Consider the following 20240-nt stretch of genomic DNA (forward strand, 5'->3'; position numbering starts at 1 on the left):
TAATATCTCAAATCTATAATGATTCAAGACCTCATAAAAACCCGTCGCTCCGTATTTCCAGATCAGTATAATGACCAGCTTATAACAAAAGAAGAACTAAATCAAATATTGGAAGCGGCAAATTGGGCGCCCACACACAAACGTACAGAGCCATGGAGATTTAAAGTAGTCCAAGGCACTTCTAAACTTGCGTTAGGAGATTTTTTAGCGGAAACGTTAAAGAAAACAAGTCCTAGATTTTCTGAGTTTAAGTACAAAAAGATAAAAGAGAAATGTGAAAAGAGCAGCGCCGTTATCGTAATTTGCTTAGAGCGTGATGCCCAAGAACGTATCCCAGAATGGGAAGAAGTTGCAGCAACCGCAATGGCGGTTCAAAATATGTGGCTCGTGGCACATTCTTTAAAAATTGGAGCTTATTGGAGTAGCCCGGGAATGATAAAATACATGGGTGAGTTTTTTGATTTCAAAGAAAACGAACTGTGTTTAGGTTTTTTCTACATGGGAAAATATGACGGTGAACTAGAACCCGGAAACAGGAATTCAGCGATTGACGAAAAAACCGTTTGGTTGCAATAGTTTATTCATTTTCAGAAAAGAACTTCTTTATATTCAAAGACCTTATAAATAAACAATCCTAGATAGACTAACGTCGCCATAAACTTCATAAATGTAGATGCGATAAATCCTATAAAAGAGCCAAAGGCAGCTTTTATGGCAATATCACTTTGGGTTTTGTTGAATATCATTTCTCCTATAAAAGCGCCTAGAAAAGGACCCATTAAAATTCCAAAAGGAATGGGAGCGATGATCCCTACAATAAGCCCAATTGTAGTTCCATAAACCCCAGCCTTGCTGCCACCATATTTTTTTGTCCCAATAGCGGGAATAATATAATCTAAGATATATAGTACGATAGCGATTGCTCCAGTTATGATGATAAACGTCCAGTCAAATTCTATTTTTGGAGAAAGATAAAGTGCGACCAATCCCAGCCAACTTACCGGCACCCCGGGCAATACGGGCAAAAAACTACCAATAATTCCTACAAGCATTAAAATAAATCCGAGGACCACGAAAAGAATATCCATAATTGATGGTTAAATGATGTTTATAAGACTTCGGAAATAGTATAACGTTACATTTTCAACTAAAAAATTAGTTTAACTAAATATTTAGTTGTAAGTTTGATTTCAGAAAAGATAATTATGTCCAAATCAAATACAAATAAACAACTCACAAAAGCCGAAGAAGATATCATGCAAATACTTTGGGACTTGGGAGAGGGCAATGTTGCGGCAATTGTCGCACAATTTGATGAGCCTAAGCCGGCGACAAATACGGTTTCGACTATTGTGAGAATTTTAGAGAGCAAGGAATTTGTTTCGTATAGAAAAGAAGGGCGAGGGCATATTTACTTTCCTATTATTAAAAAAGAGGCATACAGCAATCAGTCTATCAATAAATTGGTTGATGGGTATTTCCAAGGTTCTTTTAAAAGTATGGTTTCCTTTTTTATGAAAAAGAATGATATTTCTGTAAAGGAAATGGAAGCCATTATGAACGAAATCAATAAAGAAAAATAACTATGATACATTATATTCTACAGGTAGTTGCCTTTCAGCTGGTCTTTCTTTTGGTTTTTGATTTGTTCTTGAAAAAAGAGACCTTTCACACATTGAACAGATGGTATTTGTTAGCCACACCCATCGCGAGTTTTGTGCTTCCTTTGATCAATATTCCAACGATTAGAGAAAACATTCCAACAGCCTATATTGTTGAATTGCCAGCAGTAATCATAGGGAATGCCGCTGAGACTAATGAGGCTGCAAGTTCTTTTACATTAGGTTTTATGGATTTGTTCTTGTTTTGGAAAATAGGCGTGGCGATTGCTGCTTGTTTTTTCGTTTTTAAATTGTTTAAAATTTTCAAACTTCGGTTAAGCGGAAATATTACTAAAATGAACGGATTTCAATTGGTTGAAATCCCCAACACAACAACGGCTTTTTCATTTTTAAGCACTATTTATCTTGGATCTAAAATTTCCGAAGCCCAAAAAGAAAGCATCCTTTTACACGAAATAGAACACGTGAAGGGAAAACATTCTCTGGACTTGCTATATTTTGAAATTATTAAAATCATCTTTTGGTTCAATCCATTAAGCTACACATATCAAAGCCGTATGCGCACCTTGCAAGAGTTTATCGCAGACGAAAAAGTAATCGCTATCCAACCAAAAAGCCAATATTATCAAAGCCTTTTATCGCAGGTTTTTGGCACTTCAACTATTTCATTCATCAATACATTTTTCAATCATTCATTAATCAAAAAACGAATCATTATGTTACAAAAATCAAAATCAAATCGCATTGTACAGTTAAAGTATTTAGTGTTAATTCCACTAGTATTTGGAATGTTAGTGTACACTTCTTGCACAGATGAGTCCAGTGGAGAAGCATATAACACTGCGAATTTTGGCTCAGAATCAAACAGTGAAATAATACAGAATATAGACAGGCTAACTGAATCTATCGCTAAAAATGGTGGGTTAACTCCAGAGGAAGAACGGGCTTTAGAAGCATTTAAAGTATTGACATCACCCCAAGGAGTTGACCATCCAGATTTTGATAGTGATAACGAATTTCTAGAAATTCCTTTTGGAGTTATAGAAAAAGTTCCAACTTATCCAGGATGTTCAGGAACAAATGAGGAATTAAAGTCCTGCATGGAAAAAAGTATGATGTCTTTTGTTGGAAAGAATTTTAACGTGGATGTTGCTCCTAAAGGTTTAAGTGGTTTACAACGAATTTATGTTCAATTTAAAATTGATGCACAAGGAAAAGTAACTAATATAAAAGCACGAGCTCCTCATCTTTCTCTTAAAGAAGAAGCGATTAGAGTTATTTCAAGTTTGCCAGATATGCAAGCAGGAGAACAAAGTGGTAAAAAAGTGAGTGTGCTTTACTCATTACCTATCAAGTTTGAAATTAAGGAATAATACATATGTAATATTGCTATTTTGCAGTCTAATTGTCACTAGCACACACGCCCAAACTTTAAATAAGGTCACTGCGCGTGATGCGGGTTTGTATGAAAAACAAGGCGATAGCCTTTTTGAATTGGGCGATTACAATCGGGCGATTAGTGCGTATCAAAAAAGTTCGTTAGATGCTGAAACCCATTTCAAAATAGCCAAAAGTTACGAAGCGTTGGGTTTTTCAAAAGAGGCATTGGAGCAATTCGAACTCTCGCTGGAAAAAGATGATTCAAAAACAATTGTGCAATATAATTATGGGAAGTTGCTGTATTCCCTCGGAAATATAAAACAGGCAAACCCCGTCTTCGCATCGCTAGCAGCAAATAATCCAAAAAACCCAAACTATCCCTTTTACCAAGGCTTATTGGGCGAAAAAGAAAATGACACACTCGCCATTCCGTTTTATAAAGAAGCGCTTTCCCATGACCCAAAGCATCTAAATTCGGTTTACAGATTAGCAAAAATACTTACCGAAAAACGAAAATTCAATCAAGCAAAACCATACATTGAGCAAGGCTTGAATGTAGATGATTCGAGCAAAAGATTTTTACTGCTCAAAGCGCTCTCATCATTTTATCAAGATAAATTTCACGACGCTATTTTAACTATCAAAAAGCTCATAGATTTAGATAATGGCAATGAGGATTTATGGGAAAAATTAGCCATCAGTTATGCAAAAACCTATCAATATCAATTAGCGAGCGAAGCTTTTGAAAAATTGATACAAGACTATGACAAAGAAAATCCTTTCTATTATTACAACCTTGGAAAATGTTTGATGGGATTAGATGAATTTGAAAAAGGTCGCTTAGAGATACAAATAGCCATTGCGCTTCAAACTCCGCAATTGGATAAAGAATATGTAACCATAGCCGCGAGCTACAATAGAGAAAGGGATTATCAAAAAACGATAGAGTTTTTGCAAAAAGCGTTGAAAGAAAACCCAAACAATCAGTATGCACAATACCAACTAGCCGTTGCGGCTGATAATTATTTTAAGGATGACAGCGAAGTGCTCAAATATTATGAGCGTTACATTGATTTTTTTGGCGAAAAAGGGGATTTCTATCAACTCGCTACTGCACGCTCCAACGATTTAAAAGAAAAAATCCATTTGCAGAAGGAATAAGCATCTAGTTAAAATTGTGTATTTTTCGGTTTCTATTTTGGTGACTAAAAATGAAACACGCAGCGCTCTTATTAATTTTCATTGGTGCAACTTCCTGCAACTATTTTGAGACTGAAAAAATAACTTCGGAAACGTTTTACACCGAAGAAATAAAAACCATAGATTTCAAAGACGTGGACACCTTTCCCGTTTTTGAAAATTGCCAAAACACAACCGAAAAAGAAGCTTCAAAACAATGTTTTATCAATGCATTAAGAGCAACGGTCACAGAGGCAATTTTACAACGCAATTTAGTAGCCACGCAAGACCTTGATGATACACTCTCGGTATCCTTTCAAGTTTCCGATAAAGGAATTATAGCCGTACAGCACATTGAAATAGACAGTCTCGCCGCCTTAGAATTTCCGAAATTAAAAGAATGGATTTCGCAACGAATAGATTCTATAAAACTCTTAGCTCCCGCCTATAAAAGAGGTGTTCCAGTTAAAACCGAATTTACATTGCCTATAAAATTGCGCACGAATAAAAATTAGAAGATAAACTTATATCCCAACGTTACATCGATAGGGAATTCGTCATTTTTATCTCTTCCCACAGCAAGTAAATCATTGAATGCAAGTGTAAGATAACCATTGCCCAATTTGTAATCTGCACCTATCCCAAAACCACCCACGGCATCAATGGTACCACCGCTGGTTTCGACACTGGTATCTTCCCAAGGAATATCTCCAACGGGATTTGGTACTTGGGTTTCAATTTTTACATACGAATACTCCGCCACTTTTACATTAGCAAAGACATCCAACTTCTCGGTTTGAACAAATTTAAAGCGGTAATTAAATGAAACTTGCGATGCCGAATACGCGTGATCGTCTGCATCGAGTGTTTGCTTAAATCTAAAAACAAGCGAGTGTCTTCTCAATTTATTTGGGTCGAGCACCTCATATTCAATCCCAAGAGCTGTGTGACTTGCGTTATTTGGGTTTTCTGTATATACGGCATTGTTGATTCCAACAAAAGCGCCCAACCTGTGCTGCAATTTAATGGGTTCTTCGTAAGTGTAATTTGCGTCTTCTCCCGAATTATACGTGTTAAAAAAGTTACGTAATGAACCCAACGTTAATTTTACATCCTCAACTTTTGAGGCGTCCAATCCTGTTTGTTGTTGCAAAACAGCCTTGTACTCTTCATTATAATCGCGGTTTGAATACGTATTTACAAGCTCCTGAATTACATCTCCTTTTTGAGAAAAAAAACGATATTGACCCTCAATCGTATTCCATAATAGAGTAATGGTACCGTCGGCTTCGGTGTTGAGTTGGTATTGTTTACCGTCAATCGTATATTGCTTTTGGGCAAACATTGCACTTGTAATACACAAAAATAATAGCGTAAATAAGGGACGTAGGTTTTTCATAATTTGTAGGCTTTGGTTGGTTAAAGGTACTATTTTTTTAGAATTCAATAGCGTATCTGTTTTCTTCGGAAATTTCAAAAATTCCTACCTTTCCAAATATAGTTCCCACGTAAAGAATTGATAACCACAGCTACTGTTATTAATGGATACACCACAGCACTTTTCACCACGGAAATGAATCCCAACCGAACCTTAAAAAATCCAGCCGATCGATACAAAACCATTACGTCTAGAACTAACTTCAGCATAAAATAAATGAGTACATCCCGCAGCATAAAAGGGTAAAAAAGAACCCAAAAAATCCCAGCTATAATAATTGCATTTGCCAAAAATACAAGCAATCCAATAGTTTTAGAAAATGAATTATCCACGCTCTTTGTTTTGGAAGCCCAACGTACACGCTGATTGATTATATTGGCCCACAAATTTTCGGGTTGTGTTGTAACAATTGCATTTCGGTTTTTTAGAATACGTACGCCTTCCGGATTTTCTTTTTTTGCTTTCTCGAGCATAAAAATATCATCGCCACTTGCGATTCCATTATTCCCCACAAAACCATCGAGGTCCATAAAAAATTTTTTGCTGTACGCCATATTAGCACCGTTTGCGAGCATGGGTTTAAAGAGTCCAAAACTCCCCATTCCCACCCATTGCAAACTCAACGCGTCTAGTTGTTGAAAAGCATGTAAAAAACTTCCGTTACTTTTATAATTTACGGGCCCACAAATCAGCGACGGATTTTCAATTGCTATAAAATTGGAGTAGGTTTCCAACCAATTTTCGTTCAATTCGCAATCGGCATCTGTGGTAAGTATCCATTCATATTTTGAGTTTGCGATTGCAAGGGTAATGGCATCTTTTTTTGGAGATTTTGAAACCCTTTTATTCTTTAAAATTTGGAAATCAATCGTTGGATTCAAGTTTTCAGAAATCAATGATACCGATGCGTCAATGGAATCATCATCCACAAATAGGACTTCAAAGGATGACTTCGGAAATTTCAAACCATTAATACTTTGAAGCAACGGTAAAATTCGGTGTTCCTCATTTCTAAAAGGAATAATAACAGTAAATTTTGTAGCGACTATTGATGATGCTGGCCCCATTTCCGAAGTGCTTTCAAACGACTTTAATTTTAAATTACCAACATGCAATGCCAGCAATAAAATGGCGTACAGAACACCGATGGTGAGCAAGGCGAAACTCATAAGCTGGCAGGTTTATAGCGGGCTACATTATAGCTTCCGCAGATGGCTGGGAGCACTACATTGAGCAGCCACATGGCGAGCACCGTGGCGAGCACCACGATTTCATCAACACCCGCTAACGAAAAAAGCCAAACGGCAACACCGCCGCGAATGACAACGTCAAAAATAAATATCGAGGGAATAATGGAGACAAATAAATACATCGCAAAAATGAAAAATACGGCTTGATCAGTGGGGATTTCTGCGCCAAAAAGCTGAAGTAAAAAATAAAATAAATAACTAAAAATTACATATCGAATAATTGAAAAAAGTAAAATTTCAACTTTAATTTTCGGTTTAATATTACCGTAATACCGCCAAACATTTGCAATTGAAAATCCTTTGATGAGCAGTTGTCTTTCTTTAAATAAATACCCGAGGAATGCTAATAAAATGGCAATTCCCACTAAAAGTAGGAGTGTTGTCGTTTGTAATTGCAAGTCGAAATTTAAAACGATGTACACCAAACCGACGCATCCAAAAACACAAGTTGCCAACATTTGTGAACCGTTTGTTAGAAAATTGAGCAATAGTATTTGTTTGCGAGTTTCGGCTGGATAATAATATGCTTTTGCTCCATAGTCACCAATTCTGTTGGGTGTGGTGAGTGAAATTGTTAATGCCGATAAACTTTCTATCGCTGCTCTTTTAAGTGAAATTTGCTGTACATGCGAAATAGCGACTTTCCACTTTAAAATTTCCAAAAACCAATTGGCCACTACCAATACTAAAATTGCTAAAAAATTGACTATTAAAATTTCCGAAGAATTTTTGAAAGGCGAAACGAGCACTCCCCAAACCGAAGCATCGGTCTTAGATAATTTGATATAGATATACATAAATGTCGCTCCAAGTATTAAAACTTTTAGCGCAACGAGTAGATATTGTTTAGCTTTGTTGGAAAGTGAAAACATGTTGCTACGAAAGTATTAAAAAAAGTACTTGAAAGATTCTAAATGCTCAATACCATTTTAATAAAAAACAATGTCCACAACTAAAACCGAAAGAATCATCCTTGGCATTGACCCCGGAACTACAATCATGGGTTTCGGGTTGATAAAAGTAATGGGCAAAAAGATGGAATTTTTACAATTGAACGAACTTCAATTATCTAAATATGACGACCACTATAAACGGTTAAAAATTATTTTTGAGCGTACCATCGAGTTGATAGACACATGGCACCCAGATGAGATTGCCATTGAAGCACCTTTCTTTGGAAAGAACGTACAATCCATGTTAAAGTTGGGCAGAGCACAAGGAGTAGCAATGGCGGCAGGACTTTCCCGAGAAATCGCAATTACCGAATATTCCCCCAAAAAAATTAAAATGGCAATCACCGGTAGCGGAAATGCCAGTAAGGAACAAGTTGCAAAAATGCTGTTGAGTATTTTAGAGGGCTTTAAAGAATTACCCAAAAACTTAGATAGTACAGATGGACTCGCAGCCGCAGTATGTCATTTTTATAATACCAATAGAGTTTCGGTTGAAAAAAGTTACTCCGGTTGGGCGGCATTTGTAAAACAAAATGAGAAAAGGGTAGCCCCCCAACCCCCGAAGGGGGAGAAATCGAAGCGCCTTAAAAAATGAGTGCTATTAATAAAATTCCCCCCTCGGGGGCTATGGGGCCTGCAGGTATTTATATCCACATCCCTTTTTGCAAACAGGCCTGTCACTATTGTGATTTCCACTTTTCGACTTCTTTGAAAAAACGAGACGAAATGGTGGCAGCGATATGCAAAGAATTAGAACTTCGGAAATCTGAAATACATGGAACTATTGAAACCATTTACTTTGGTGGTGGGACGCCTTCACTTTTAAGAATTTCAGAATTAAAATCAATCCTTGAAACGGTATATAATAATTATCACGTTTCCGAAGCTCCAGAAATTACACTGGAAGCAAACCCCGATGATTTGGTGACCGTTGAAGCGCAATCGAGAACTATTTTGAGCGATTTTAAATCGGCTGGAATCAACCGCCTTTCCATTGGTGTTCAGTCTTTTTTTGAAGAAGATTTAAAATTAATGAACCGCGCTCACAACGCTTCCGAAGCATTAGTGTGCATTGAAAAAGCGAAAGAATATTTTGATAATATTAGTATCGATTTGATTTACGGAATTCCAATGATGAAAAGCGCGCGCTGGTTGGAAAATTTGGATATCGCACTACAGTTAAACATCCCCCATTTATCCTGCTATGCCTTGACGGTAGAACCTAAAACCGCTTTGGAAAATTTCATCAAAAAAGGAATCGTGCCACCCGTGGAAGATGAGGTTGCGCAGGAGCATCACAAATTATTATTGGAACATACGGAGACGGCGGGCTATGATAATTATGAGTTTTCAAACTTTTGTAAGCCAGGTTGGGAGTCAAAAAATAACACGGCATACTGGCAGGGAAAACCCTATTTGGGGATTGGACCTTCGGCGCACAGTTATGACGGAAATTCTAGAAGTTGGAATATCAATAACAACCCATTGTACATCAAAGCGATTGAAGCCGGAGAGCTTCCGGTGGAGCGTGAGTCGCTTTCAAAAACCGATAAATATAATGAATACGTGATGACGCGTTTACGGACTAAAAATGGTGTCTCTTTTGCTGAAATTTCTGAAAATTTCGGAACAAAATATCTTGAATATTTAGAGCAACAGATGAAACAACACCTTGAGACAAATTTGCTTTTTATTGATGATGCCCGTTTAAAAGTGACCAAAAAAGGAAAGTTTTTAAGCGACGGGATAGCATCAGACTTATTTTTGCTAAATTTAGACTGAATTAACCCATACAAAAACCTTCGCGAACCTACATGCTAAAAGCAACCATCACCCTGCACAACACCCGAAAAGTTATTGATTTATCAAAACCTATTGATTTATCTATAACGTTGAAAGATTCGGACAAAAATCCGCTGGCTTGGTATATTGATAAGCCAGAAATTACACCGGTAAAAATGGACAATTGGGTGGGGAGTGTCGAGGCTGGCGCTTCGGTGAATTTTAATAATATTGCGTTCAATCCCCACGCGCATGGCACACATACGGAAAGTTACGGGCACATTACGAAAGAGTTTTATTCGGTAAACAATGCTTTAAAAACCTTTTTTTTTATGGCAGAAGTTATTTCGGTAGCACCTGAAAATAAAAACGGTGATCTTATTATTTCAGAAGCACAAATAAAAGAAAGATTACACGGAATAACTCCTCAAGCCGTTGTGATTAGAACGCTACCCAACACGAGCGACAAATTGAGCAGGAAATATTCAAACACAAATTGGCCGTATTTGCAAGAAGAAGCGGCAATTTATTTACGAGAAATTGGTGTGTTGCATTTATTGATTGATTTGCCCAGCGTTGATAAGGAGAAAGATGAAGGTGCATTGCTGGCGCATAAAGCTTTCTGGGATGTCCCAAAAGCTCCTAGAGAAAATGCCACAATCACAGAATTTATTTACGTTCCCAACAACGTTCAAGATGGTAGTTATGTGCTCAATTTGCAAGTAGCTCCCTTTGAAAATGACGCATCGCCAAGTAGACCCGTATTGTATAAACCTCTTTAAATTATAAAAGTTGAAAACAATTCTAAAAATAGAAGAGCTCGCATTATTCATTACTGGAATCGTTCTATTTTCTACGTTGGAAATGAATTGGTGGTGGTTCCCCGTTTTATTATTATTGCCAGATGTGGGCATGTTGGGCTATCTAATAAATACTAAAGCGGGTGCTTTTTTCTACAATTTATTTCATCATCGCGCGATTTCGGTGGTCTTGCTTTTGATTGGTTATTTTTATGAGCAGAATGGCATACTTTTAGCCGGAATCATTATGTTTTCACATATAGCATTTGATAGAATGTTGGGCTACGGGCTCAAATATCCAGATAGTTTTAAGAACACACATTTAGGCGAAATAGGCAAAAAATAAATATGGAATTACTTTTTATAGGACTCGCAATTGGCTCCATCATCGCGTATGTGGTTTTTCTTCGATTTAACCGAATGTGGTCAAAAGGAAAGACATCATCGCAGAGTGTCATCTTGATGGAAAAGATTAGGAGCGTTTGCAAATTCATCACCGTCGAAGGCGATTTTTCTGAAATATACCACTACGAAAACGTGCAGCAAAAGTGGCTCAACCTGCTCCTCGGAAAAAAGAAAGCACTAGTCTTAATTGAAGCGAGAGCTTATGTGGGTTACGATTTAACCCAAATAAAAATGCAAGCCAACGAAGAGACTAAAACGATTGTCATCAACGAATTTCCAAAACCGCAATTGCTTTCCATTGAGACAGATTTTAAATATTACGACAAGAAAGAAGGATGGGCAAATCCGTTTACGGCGTCAGATTTGACAGAAATCAACAACGAGGCAAAACAACATATTGTAGATAAAATCCCCACTAGCGGACTTTTCGATGAGGCTTCAAAACAGGCACTTGACACCATCAATTTGATTGCCCAACTTGCGGGGACTATCAACTGGAAAGTAGATTACACCGCGTTGGAAGTTTCAGAACGTACAAAAAAAATTAGCACTACAAAGAATGAATTGTTATAGGATTTCTTCGGAAATAAAACGCGGAATACTATTGCTGCTGTTTGTTGTTTTGGGCAGTACATGGTCTGCGAATTCTCAAACCAACGAAGAAGTTGATATAACGATAGAATTATATCCAACCACAGTAGATTCGGCCGAAGCACTATCAAAATTGATTACAAGAGACTTCACTTCCGAAGAAACTAAAGTACGGGCCATCTACACATGGATCATTAAAAATGTGGCGTACGACCCTTCAGAATATAAGAATTTCGATTACACCTTTAAAAACTACCGAGAGCGCAATAAAAAAGAAGAAAAAAGCCGAAAACAAATTATTGATAGAACACTGCAAACGGGCAAAGCAGTCTGCGAAGGATATGCAATGGTTTTTGAAAAATTGTGCCAATTACAGGGCATCGATAACTATTTAGTGCGGGGCGATACAAAAACTAGTTTTACAGATATAGGCAGGCCATTTGCTAAAAATCACATGTGGAATGTAGCGTATATTGACGGCAAACCTTTTTTGTTTGATACAACGTGGGGCGCTGGAAAATTTAATGGAAAATTTATAAAAGAACCTTCGTATGCTTATTATAAGGCAAATCCGAAACGGTTAATTAACACGCATTACCCTGCATTGTTCGAAGATGCTTTTATTGAAATGCAATTTACAAAAGAAGAATTTTCAATGCGACCCATTATTATTGGAGGCTACATTGATATTTATGATGTCGTTGAACCTGCCAAAGGAATTCTAGAAGCTGTTTCTTTTAGCGAGGGAGTTATAGAGTTTGTAGTTGGGACAAAAGTAAATGTTGTAGGGTATAGATTTGGTAAAGAAATTAAAACAATTTCCGAAGAAGAAAAACAAACTGTTGATAATAAAACCACCTTTAAAATTCCTTTGGAAATGGGAGCGAGAACGCTACTTATTTATTTTGAGGGAAAACCGGCAATGGGTTATAAAATTATTTGAACAAGATGCACGTAGAAGAATTTAGAGAATATTGTTTGGAAAAAAAGGGAGTAACGGAGTCGTTTCCATTTGATGAAAATACGTTGGTTTTTAAAGTAATGGGAAAAATGTTTGCGCTCTGTGGCTTAATAAGAATTCCTTTACAAGCGAATCTTAAATGCGACCCAGAACGCGCTATTGAATTGCGCGAGGAATATGACGGTCGTATTATTCCTGGGTATCACATGAGTAAAACACATTGGAATACGGTCATGCTTCAAGACAATGTGCCGCATCCTTTATTGCTGGAATTGATAGACCATTCCTACGATTTGGTCGTCGCATCGCTCACTAAAAAATTGCAAGCAGCACTGAAAGAATTATGAAAAAAGAGCAAGAAGGATTCTATAAAAGTACGATTGAGGAACACTCAAAAAGTCTAAAAGAATTAAAGAAAAAATTACTTTTCTCTAGTGTTTTAAGACTACTAATTTTTTTGCTGATATGCGGTGGGATTTATTTTTTCTTTGGAAATACAAAACTTGTATTAGCGACGATAGGGATAGGAATCGTTTTGTTTCTTTTCTTGGTTTCGCGACATTCAAATTTGCAATACAGCGCAAGTCTTTTACGTCAGCTCATCGCTCAAAATGAAATTGAACTAGAAGTTTTAAATTTCAATTTTCATCAATTACCCGACGGAGCAAAATATAGAAATCCCACCCATTTTTATAGTGAAGATATAGATCTTTTTGGGGTTGGTTCTTTTTATCAATACAGCAACAGAACAGCGCTAGAAAGTGGTAGCGATGCGTTGGCTAAGATGCTGTTGAGCAATGATATTGAAGGAATAGAAAAAAAGCAGCGAGCTGTTAAAGAACTGAGTGCAATACCAAAGTGGCGTCAACAATTTTCTGCGATTGCCTCTTTGGTTACGATTGAAACTTCTGCTGCCACCGTTCATCAATGGATTACAAATTATAAGGCTTTTATTCCATCGTGGGTGCCTATTGTGACCACGGTATTTTCAGTAATTTCGGGCGTGCTTTTAGGATTGTATTATTTTGAATTTATTCCTGGACTCGTTCCGTTTTTTTGGTTTTTATTGGGATTGGGTATTTCTGGAATTTATGTTAAAAAAGTAAATCAACTTTCTGCTGAAACGAGTAAGGTGCAAAGTACGTTTGAGCAATTCAATAAGTTATTGTTAGAAATAGAAAATGTGCAGTTTACTTCGCCTTTGCTCGTTGAAAAACAGTTGTTGGTTAAGGAAGAACAACAAAAAGCTTCGGCATTGTTGAAACAGTTTTCTAAACATTTAAATGCGCTCGATCAGCGTTCAAATATGCTCATTGGCGTATTGCTCAATGGATTTATGCTTCGGGATTTAAAGCAATGTTATAATATTGAAAAATGGATACAAAATCATTCAAAAAATGTGGTCACTTGGTTTGAGGTCATTTCATTTTTTGATGCTTACAACAGTTTGGCTAATTATCACTTCAATCATCCACAGCACACATTTCCGAAGTTATTAAAAGAAGGAATCGTATTAGAATCAAAAGCTTCCAACCATCCATTGCTCAATCCAGAGAAAGCCGTCTCAAATAACTTTTCCATAAAACAAGACGAATTTTTTATTATCACGGGCGCTAATATGGCGGGGAAAAGTACGTTTTTACGAAATGTGGGATTGCAAATAGTAATGGCAAATGTCGGGTTGCCCATCTGCGCGAACGAGGCAAAATACACGCCCATAAAATTAATCACGAGCATGCGAACGACAGATAATTTGACGGAGGATACTTCGTATTTCTTTGGCGAATTAAAACGACTAAAATTAATCGTGGAAGCCATCAAAACCGAACGTTATTTCATCATCTTAGACGAAATTTTAAAGGGAACAAATAGTACAGATAAAGCTATCGGTTCTCGAAAATTTGTTGAAAAATTGGTACGAAGTAACGCCACGGGAATTATAGCAACACACGATTTAAGTCTTTGTGAAGCAGCAAATGATTTTAACGAAATTGAAAACTACTATTTTGACGCACTCATCGAAAACGACGAACTTCATTTCGATTATACGCTTAAGAAAGGTATTTGTCAAAATATGAATGCTTCATTTTTATTGAAGAAAATGAATATTGTAGATTAAGCGCTATGGATTCGTTAACACAAATTGTACTCGGTGCAGCAGTGGGAGAAGCCGTTTTAGGAAAAAAAGTGGGTAATAAAGCAATGCTTTACGGAGCGATTGCCGGTACCATTCCAGACCTCGATGTCGCTGCCCGCTTTTTTGTGGACACCGTTACTGCGCTGGAAATGCATCGCGGATTCTCCCATTCTATTTTATTTTCGGTGCTATTTGCGCCTTTGTTTGGTTGGCTCGTATCGCGTTGGGAGCATGGCGCGAGTTGGAAACAATGGTCATGGTTGTTCTTTTTCGGCTTCATAACGCACCCGTTATTGGATGCACACACCACGTGGGGAACACAACTTTTTTGGCCTTTTGATTTAAGATTGGCGTATAAAAACATTTTTGTCATTGATCCATTGTACACACTTCCCTTTTTAGTGTTTGTTATTTTGGCAATGCTTCGGAAACGTGACGACCCCAAGCGCCGTCGTTTGAATAAAATAGGGTTGTGGGCGAGTAGTATTTATTTATGCATCACGTTGCTTTTAAAAGGAATCACTTATTTTAAATTTCAAGAAGCTTTAGAAAATCAGGGAATTGATTACATCGAACTCGAAACAAAACCGGCACCCTTAAACACCATTTTATGGACAGCAAATGTGCAAACAGAAGATGCTTATTTAATTGCCAATTATTCGCTTTTTGACACCCAGCCCATTACTTTTTCAAAACATCTCAAAAACCATCAATTGCTCGGTGATTTGGCCAACAACGAAAAAATAAAAAGACTTATCAAGTTAACAAAGGGTTGGTTTATCATTCAAGAAAAAGACGACGGACTTTATTTTAACGATTTACGTTTTGGGCAATTGTCTGTTGATACGGCTGCAGAAGATTATGTGTTTAGTTATAAATTAGAACAAGTGGGTGATGAACTGCAAATTTCAGAAAACCAAAAACGCCCAGAAGACGGCAAGCAATTGATTACAGATTTGTGGGAGCGATTGAAAGGGAATTAATAACTAACTACTCATATCTGCCACAATTTTCCACTCACCATCAATCTTTTTGAAGATAATCATAAAATTACCATTGGCGTCGCCCACTTTTCTTTTTAGAATATAGCGTCCCATAACCCAATAGCTGTTGTTTTCAATTTGTGAAATATCATCAACTTCAAAGTTTAAAGTGCCGCTGTAGTCTTTTGTGGGGTAGCCTTTTTTGTAGTTTTCTAAGGTTTGTTGCCACCCTTTGGTCAAGCCGCGACTACCATAAAATTTGAGGGAGTCACTTTTCCAATAGCCTTGCATAAAGCCTTGGAGGTCGTTTTGACTCCACGCTTTTTCTTGGTCTTTCATCACTTTTAAAATAGCAGTTTTGTCTTGTTGCATTGAAGTCTTTTGCACTGCACAGCTTGTAAAAAGGACTACCGAGAGTATAAAAATTAGATGTTTCATTTTAGTTTTTTAATATTGATTCATAAAGTCTTCCTTGAAAACTTGGCTTAAACGCATGATGAGTTCTTTGGCATTTTGTTTGCTGAATACCATCGGGGGTTTTATTTTTAAAACATTGTGGTCGGGACCATCGGTGCTCATCAAAATATTTTTTTGTCTCATTCTATTGGCGAGATAGGTTGCATGAGATGCTAAAGGATTTTTGTCGCTATCAACAAGTTCAAATCCTAAAAAAAAACCTTCTCCACGCACATCACCAATAATGGGGAACGATTGCTGTAAATTTTTCAATTTATCCTTTAGAAACGTTCCTACTTCGAGCGCATTTTTTTGTAGTTCTTCCAGTTCAATTATATCGAGTACCACTTTCCCAATGGAACAGCTCACAGGATTTCCGCCAAAGGTGTTAAAATATTCCATCCCATTCGCAAAAGCATCTGCCACTGCTCGCGTGCAGGCAACTATACCCAGGGGATGCCCATTGCCGGCAGGTTTTCCCATTGTAACAATATCTGGAATCACATCGTGCATTTCAAAAGCCCAAAAATAACTTCCCACTCTTCCAAAACCCGTTTGAACTTCGTCAGCAATACAAACACCTCCTGCATCGTGGACATACTGATACACATCTTTAAAATACCCCGGTGGAGGAACAATTTGCCCACCACAACTTATAATGGGTTCGCCAATAAAACCCGCTATTTTTTCATCAATAATTTCAAGATGTTCAATATGTCTTTGAGCATAACTGGAATATTTATTCCCCGAGGTTTCCCAAGCATGCCGCCCTCTAAAAGGATCCGGCAACGGTAAAATATGCGTATGTTCAGGTTTACCGGCTCCACCTTTTCCATCAAATTTGTACGAACTCACATCGATTACCGCGTTTGTATTTCCGTGATAACCCACTTCAATTGCCATAATTTCTTTTTGGCCTGTCACGGTTCGTGCCATTCTCAGAGCAAGTTCATTGGCTTCGCTTCCCGAATTTACAAAATGCAACACGCATAATTCCTTGGGTAGTTTTTTTAAAAGTGCTTGAGCATACGCCGTTATATTTTCATGCAAATAACGTGTGTTTGTGTTTAAAATGGACATTTGTTGTTGCCCTGCTTCCACAACTTTTGGGTGCTCGTGCCCCACGTGTGCAACATTATTTACTGTGTCAAGATATTTTTGTCCTTCAGCATCCATTAAATACACACCATCGCCGCGCACAATGTGCAATGGTTTTTTATACGAAACACTCAATCCTTTTCCTAAATGCTCTTTTCTGAAATTTAAAATTTTATCACTCGGAGCGTCTAATTGGGTTTTAAGGTTGGGGTTTTTAAAAAGAAAATTGGGGTCTGGGCAGATGCTTTTCCATGGTTCGGTTTGCTTCGGAAAAGTAACACCCGGAAAGTCTGTAGTGTTACCCAACATGCTTAACATAATCTGAAAATGTAAATGAGGAGACCAGTTTCCATTTTCCGAAGGAGTTCCTAAAAAGCCAATGCAATCACCTTTTTTAATGGTGTCTCCTATGTTTAATTTTTGTGAACTTTCCGCAGAAAGATGTCCGTATAAGCTAAAAAAAGAAAGGTTGTCAATACTATGCTTCAAAATAATTAAACCGCCATATTGTTTGTAACCGCCTTCATTGTTAGCGGTTACAACAGTGCCATCAAACATAGTATTCACAGGAGTTCCCGAAGGAAGCCAAAAATCAATACCTAAATGTACCGTGCGACTTTCGGGGCCTTCGTTTCCCTCTTTGTCAAAGTCACTTGAGGTGTAAATGGGGCGTGGCTCAAGATAACCGTTAGCGATTATCTTAGTGGGATTTTCCTTTTGGAGTTGGTTGATTTTAAATTCAAATAGGTCGAGATTATTAAATTCATGCCTATTTCCCATCCATGTGCTGGACACTTTTAAATTTAAAAGATGTACTTCTTCTTTTTGTTGCGTTGGAAATAAATCTGCAAATTTAAAATCTTGGCTTTTTGCCCATTCCATAAAAATTTCCTCTTTGGGATGGGGATTGTAATCACAAACACTACGAAAGCTATAATGTGCAAATTCACTAGAAATAGCGTGCCACTTTTTAAGTAAATCCCAAGCGGGTTTTTCGCTGATTACGTGGTATTTATTGGATGGGTCAGCCTCTTTCCGAATAGAAGATTTTGTGACCGAAACCACCAATCGCATCCCCACTAAAACATATAAACATTGCAACTCTTCGGGCGATAATCTGTAAGATCTATTATAGCCTTTGACGACGTCCAGCGCTGCTTCTAATGGGTCGGGCAACTCCATAGAGGCATAGGAAATGACTATTGCCAGGTCATTTACGGTTTGTGTAAAAATTGCATCTCCAAAGTCAATGATACCTATAACTTTTGGGTTTAAAAAGTCTTCGGAAACGAGAATATTATAATCATTCACGTCATTGTGAACCACACTTTTGGGTAGCTTTTCATAGCCATCTTGAATTTTTTGAAACGAATTTTGAAAATAGGAAATGATATTTTTTTCCTCCCCTTCAAATCTGTCAAGATGCTTAAACGTCCAATGCGAATTTGCTAAATCCCAATCATCTTTTCTATGAGCTGCATCATGTTCAAAATCTTTTAGTGCTTGCGAAATAGCTCCCGAATACTTCCCTAAATTTTTACGGAGTGCAGCAGTTTTAGGATTTATCGTCGCCCAAATCCTGCCAGAAAGCCATGATTGCAATCGTAAAAATTTTCCGTCTTCAGTGTTTTGAAAGTGTAGTACGCGGGGAGTTTCAAAATCTAATTTAGCTTCTTGCAAATTTTCCAGTACTTTATGCTGAAAATCTTCAAAATAGATAGAATTACTAGTTGAAATTTTAAAAAGAAACCGCTCAGAAGTGTCAGATTCAAACTTATAATTCAAATCTACATCACCGGGAAGTTTTGACAATTTACCTTTTAAACCAAAATGTGATGCCAATAATGCTTCCGCAGCTTCAATTTCTTTTGCTAATTTCATGTACCGTTTTTTGCACAACCAAATTAGTCAAAATCAATTTGCACACCATAGAATCTAAAGCATACTTTTTTGTTTTTTGTAAAATGCATCGGCTTGCTCTTGCATAAGTTGGCGGGCAATTTTACGCTTATAGTCATAGATTGCTTGCTCCTCGGCAATGTCGCCATAAACGCGATTGTTTACTTCAATATCAGTGGATTTTAGAATATCACGTTGTGCTTTTTGTTGTGCCACCCATGATTGAACAGTGCCTTCTTGTTCGGCTAATTTGTAGTCGTAAGCACCTTTCGGTGATAGTAATTTTGCAATGATGGGCGAAGTTTCAATTGCGAGAAATAACAGGAATACAAAAAAGGAGGGAAGCCACGGCAATTTATTAAGTGCTGTAATTCGAGCCATCAATCCATCAAAACCATTGATGATGGGTTGGGTGGTTGCTATTTGGGTTTCGTAATCTGTTTCTATCTGTGCAATTTCATTTTCGGCTTCGGAAATTTTTGCCTCATTCACCTCCTTTAATACTTTGAAATCTGCAAGTGCGGCATCGTGTTTTTGTCTCTTTTCAGCATAGACTGGACCTTTGCCTAATTTATTGGTTCCGCTGGTTCCTTCAGCTTCGGAAATATACTTGTTGTACAACGCATTAACTTCTGTTTCTTTCGTAGCAATCTCTTTTTTAAGATTTAAAATTTCTGAAGTCTTTGCATCGATACTCGGTGTGAATTGAAGCGCCAATTGGTCTTTGTTTTCTAAGGTCATTTGGTTCTTTTCAGTCAAGAGCACTTGGTTGATTTCCTTTTCAAAAATTTTCATTTCTAAAGGTTTTGAAATTACGATTGCAATGATGAGTGCGAGGATAATTCTGGGTGATGCTTGGATGAGTTCGTCAAAAAAATGGTCTCTCTTTTTGATAGTAGAAACTATAAATCTGTCTAAATTAAAAATCAATAATCCCCAAATCATCCCAAAAAAAATGGCAGTAAAAAGATTATCGAAAACCGTGTACAATGCATATGAGCCTGCGATTGCTGCCATGACTGCGGTGAAGAAAACGGTGGCTCCAATGCCAGCATATTTTGTATTTTCTCCAGCGGAGCAGTCCTTGAGAATGTCTGTATCTGCACCTGAGCAGAATATAAAAAAGCGTTGTAGCATTTCAGAAAATTTTGAGTGATATACTATGAAACGTTAATTCAGTCATTTTGTTACAACTACATTATTTCTTTATTTAATGATTACCGACAAAAAGTTAAATAATCGGTTTAAGTGTTGTTTATTGTAGTTTTGTAGTATATTTGTCAGACTTTTTGTAAGAACATTTTTG

General features: G+C 37.3%; 21 protein-coding genes. 14 read left to right on the top strand and 7 right to left on the bottom strand.

Annotated features, from left to right (window positions below):
• The first annotated feature begins 18 nt into the window (after nucleotides 1-18).
• Complete coding sequence (locus ACSHW7_RS04960; RefSeq protein WP_435678205.1) at nucleotides 19-576, top strand: nitroreductase family protein; 558 nt, start codon at nucleotides 19-21, stop codon at nucleotides 574-576.
• Nucleotides 577-587: 11 nt separating this feature from the next.
• On the opposite strand, the gene ACSHW7_RS04965 is transcribed toward ACSHW7_RS04960, so the two are convergent.
• Nucleotides 588-1088, bottom strand: coding sequence for a DUF456 domain-containing protein (locus ACSHW7_RS04965; protein ID WP_435678206.1), 501 nt, complete (start codon nucleotides 1086-1088; stop codon nucleotides 588-590).
• Nucleotides 1089-1205: 117 nt separating this feature from the next.
• Here ACSHW7_RS04965 and ACSHW7_RS04970 point away from each other — a divergent pair, with 117 nt between their 5' ends.
• From ACSHW7_RS04970 to ACSHW7_RS04985, 4 genes are read left to right on the top strand one after another with little or no spacing between them, the layout of a single operon-like run.
• Entirely contained in the window at nucleotides 1206-1583 is a 378-nt protein-coding gene (locus ACSHW7_RS04970) for a BlaI/MecI/CopY family transcriptional regulator (protein ID WP_435678207.1), read from the top strand.
• Nucleotides 1584-1585: 2 nt separating this feature from the next.
• Nucleotides 1586-2995: a M56 family metallopeptidase gene (locus ACSHW7_RS04975; RefSeq protein WP_435678208.1), complete on the top strand. Its 1410-nt coding sequence runs from the start codon at nucleotides 1586-1588 to the stop codon at nucleotides 2993-2995.
• Nucleotides 2979-4163, top strand: a complete 1185-nt coding sequence (locus tag ACSHW7_RS04980; protein WP_435678209.1) for a tetratricopeptide repeat protein — start codon at nucleotides 2979-2981, stop codon at nucleotides 4161-4163. The genes ACSHW7_RS04975 and ACSHW7_RS04980 overlap by 17 nt, the downstream gene beginning before the upstream one ends.
• Nucleotides 4164-4213: 50 nt before the next feature.
• A complete protein-coding gene (locus ACSHW7_RS04985) occupies nucleotides 4214-4696 on the top strand; it encodes a hypothetical protein (protein ID WP_435678210.1) in 483 nt (160 codons plus the stop codon).
• Here the strand turns inward: ACSHW7_RS04985 and ACSHW7_RS04990 are convergent.
• The 3 genes from ACSHW7_RS04990 to ACSHW7_RS05000 form a co-directional block, all read right to left on the bottom strand.
• On the bottom strand, nucleotides 4693-5580 hold the full coding sequence (locus ACSHW7_RS04990) for a hypothetical protein (protein ID WP_435678211.1): 888 nt from the start codon (nucleotides 5578-5580) through the stop codon (nucleotides 4693-4695). The two genes, ACSHW7_RS04985 and ACSHW7_RS04990, sit on opposite strands and share 4 nt — an antisense overlap.
• Before the next feature lie 74 nt (nucleotides 5581-5654).
• A complete protein-coding gene (locus tag ACSHW7_RS04995; protein WP_435678212.1) occupies nucleotides 5655-6788 on the bottom strand; it encodes a glycosyltransferase in 1134 nt (377 codons plus the stop codon).
• Nucleotides 6785-7741 (bottom strand): hypothetical protein, encoded by a 957-nt coding sequence (locus ACSHW7_RS05000; RefSeq protein WP_435678213.1) that lies wholly within the window; start codon nucleotides 7739-7741, stop codon nucleotides 6785-6787. Before ACSHW7_RS05000 ends, ACSHW7_RS04995 begins: the two co-directional genes overlap by 4 nt.
• Nucleotides 7742-7811: 70 nt before the next feature.
• Between ACSHW7_RS05000 and ruvC the strand changes: the two genes are divergently transcribed.
• From ruvC to ACSHW7_RS05045, 9 genes are read left to right on the top strand one after another with little or no spacing between them, the layout of a single operon-like run.
• On the top strand, nucleotides 7812-8417 hold the full coding sequence (gene ruvC / locus ACSHW7_RS05005) for a crossover junction endodeoxyribonuclease RuvC (protein WP_435678214.1): 606 nt from the start codon (nucleotides 7812-7814) through the stop codon (nucleotides 8415-8417).
• Nucleotides 8414-9604, top strand: coding sequence for a radical SAM family heme chaperone HemW (gene hemW, locus ACSHW7_RS05010; protein WP_435678215.1), 1191 nt, complete (start codon nucleotides 8414-8416; stop codon nucleotides 9602-9604). Before ruvC ends, hemW begins: the two co-directional genes overlap by 4 nt.
• Nucleotides 9605-9636: 32 nt before the next feature.
• The gene (locus ACSHW7_RS05015; protein ID WP_435678216.1) at nucleotides 9637-10386 is read left to right on the top strand and encodes a cyclase family protein; all 750 of its coding nucleotides are present in this window, start codon (nucleotides 9637-9639) and stop codon (nucleotides 10384-10386) included.
• A gap of 10 nt (nucleotides 10387-10396) precedes the next feature.
• Complete coding sequence (locus ACSHW7_RS05020) at nucleotides 10397-10750, top strand: DUF4260 domain-containing protein (protein WP_435678217.1); 354 nt, start codon at nucleotides 10397-10399, stop codon at nucleotides 10748-10750.
• A 2-nt stretch (nucleotides 10751-10752) separates the two neighbouring features.
• Nucleotides 10753-11382, top strand: a complete 630-nt coding sequence (locus ACSHW7_RS05025) for a DUF4230 domain-containing protein (protein WP_435678218.1) — start codon at nucleotides 10753-10755, stop codon at nucleotides 11380-11382.
• Nucleotides 11369-12343, top strand: a complete 975-nt coding sequence (locus ACSHW7_RS05030; protein WP_435678219.1) for a transglutaminase domain-containing protein — start codon at nucleotides 11369-11371, stop codon at nucleotides 12341-12343. Before ACSHW7_RS05025 ends, ACSHW7_RS05030 begins: the two co-directional genes overlap by 14 nt.
• 5 nt (nucleotides 12344-12348) lie before the next feature.
• Nucleotides 12349-12708, top strand: coding sequence for an MmcQ/YjbR family DNA-binding protein (locus ACSHW7_RS05035; RefSeq protein ID WP_435678220.1), 360 nt, complete (start codon nucleotides 12349-12351; stop codon nucleotides 12706-12708).
• The gene (locus ACSHW7_RS05040; protein ID WP_435678221.1) at nucleotides 12705-14480 is read left to right on the top strand and encodes a MutS-related protein; all 1776 of its coding nucleotides are present in this window, start codon (nucleotides 12705-12707) and stop codon (nucleotides 14478-14480) included. The genes ACSHW7_RS05035 and ACSHW7_RS05040 overlap by 4 nt, the downstream gene beginning before the upstream one ends.
• 5 nt (nucleotides 14481-14485) lie before the next feature.
• On the top strand, nucleotides 14486-15481 hold the full coding sequence (locus ACSHW7_RS05045; protein ID WP_435678222.1) for a metal-dependent hydrolase: 996 nt from the start codon (nucleotides 14486-14488) through the stop codon (nucleotides 15479-15481).
• A 3-nt stretch (nucleotides 15482-15484) separates the two neighbouring features.
• Here the strand turns inward: ACSHW7_RS05045 and ACSHW7_RS05050 are convergent, their stop codons facing one another.
• Genes ACSHW7_RS05050 through ACSHW7_RS05060 form a run of 3 tightly spaced genes read right to left on the bottom strand, consistent with a single transcriptional unit; the run spans nucleotide 15485 to nucleotide 20071 of the window.
• Nucleotides 15485-15919, bottom strand: coding sequence for a YybH family protein (locus ACSHW7_RS05050; protein WP_435678223.1), 435 nt, complete (start codon nucleotides 15917-15919; stop codon nucleotides 15485-15487).
• 9 nt (nucleotides 15920-15928) lie between these two features.
• Nucleotides 15929-18916 carry an aminotransferase class III-fold pyridoxal phosphate-dependent enzyme gene (locus tag ACSHW7_RS05055; RefSeq protein WP_435678224.1) on the bottom strand — a complete coding sequence of 996 codons (2988 nt, stop codon included), beginning with the start codon at nucleotides 18914-18916 and terminating at the stop codon, nucleotides 15929-15931.
• Between the two features lie 54 nt (nucleotides 18917-18970).
• On the bottom strand, nucleotides 18971-20071 hold the full coding sequence (locus ACSHW7_RS05060; RefSeq protein ID WP_435678225.1) for a DUF4407 domain-containing protein: 1101 nt from the start codon (nucleotides 20069-20071) through the stop codon (nucleotides 18971-18973).
• Nucleotides 20072-20240 lie beyond the last annotated feature (169 nt).

This window comes from Patiriisocius sp., from assembly GCF_051252435.1.
In the GTDB taxonomy this organism is placed as follows: domain Bacteria; phylum Bacteroidota; class Bacteroidia; order Flavobacteriales; family Flavobacteriaceae; genus Patiriisocius.

Coding starts and splice junctions, on each gene's coding strand:
- ACSHW7_RS04960 (WP_435678205.1), top strand. CDS start 19: ATGATTCAAGACCTCATAAAAACCCGTCGCTCCGTATTTCCAGATCAG.
- ACSHW7_RS04965 (WP_435678206.1), bottom strand. CDS start 1,088: ATGGATATTCTTTTCGTGGTCCTCGGATTTATTTTAATGCTTGTAGGA.
- ACSHW7_RS04970 (WP_435678207.1), top strand. CDS start 1,206: ATGTCCAAATCAAATACAAATAAACAACTCACAAAAGCCGAAGAAGAT.
- ACSHW7_RS04975 (WP_435678208.1), top strand. CDS start 1,586: ATGATACATTATATTCTACAGGTAGTTGCCTTTCAGCTGGTCTTTCTT.
- ACSHW7_RS04985 (WP_435678210.1), top strand. CDS start 4,214: ATGAAACACGCAGCGCTCTTATTAATTTTCATTGGTGCAACTTCCTGC.
- ACSHW7_RS04990 (WP_435678211.1), bottom strand. CDS start 5,580: ATGAAAAACCTACGTCCCTTATTTACGCTATTATTTTTGTGTATTACA.
- ACSHW7_RS04995 (WP_435678212.1), bottom strand. CDS start 6,788: ATGAGTTTCGCCTTGCTCACCATCGGTGTTCTGTACGCCATTTTATTG.
- ACSHW7_RS05000 (WP_435678213.1), bottom strand. CDS start 7,741: ATGTTTTCACTTTCCAACAAAGCTAAACAATATCTACTCGTTGCGCTA.
- ruvC (WP_435678214.1), top strand. CDS start 7,812: ATGTCCACAACTAAAACCGAAAGAATCATCCTTGGCATTGACCCCGGA.
- hemW (WP_435678215.1), top strand. CDS start 8,414: ATGAGTGCTATTAATAAAATTCCCCCCTCGGGGGCTATGGGGCCTGCA.
- ACSHW7_RS05015 (WP_435678216.1), top strand. CDS start 9,637: ATGCTAAAAGCAACCATCACCCTGCACAACACCCGAAAAGTTATTGAT.
- ACSHW7_RS05025 (WP_435678218.1), top strand. CDS start 10,753: ATGGAATTACTTTTTATAGGACTCGCAATTGGCTCCATCATCGCGTAT.
- ACSHW7_RS05030 (WP_435678219.1), top strand. CDS start 11,369: ATGAATTGTTATAGGATTTCTTCGGAAATAAAACGCGGAATACTATTG.
- ACSHW7_RS05035 (WP_435678220.1), top strand. CDS start 12,349: ATGCACGTAGAAGAATTTAGAGAATATTGTTTGGAAAAAAAGGGAGTA.
- ACSHW7_RS05040 (WP_435678221.1), top strand. CDS start 12,705: ATGAAAAAAGAGCAAGAAGGATTCTATAAAAGTACGATTGAGGAACAC.
- ACSHW7_RS05045 (WP_435678222.1), top strand. CDS start 14,486: ATGGATTCGTTAACACAAATTGTACTCGGTGCAGCAGTGGGAGAAGCC.
- ACSHW7_RS05050 (WP_435678223.1), bottom strand. CDS start 15,919: ATGAAACATCTAATTTTTATACTCTCGGTAGTCCTTTTTACAAGCTGT.
- ACSHW7_RS05055 (WP_435678224.1), bottom strand. CDS start 18,916: ATGAAATTAGCAAAAGAAATTGAAGCTGCGGAAGCATTATTGGCATCA.
- ACSHW7_RS05060 (WP_435678225.1), bottom strand. CDS start 20,071: ATGCTACAACGCTTTTTTATATTCTGCTCAGGTGCAGATACAGACATT.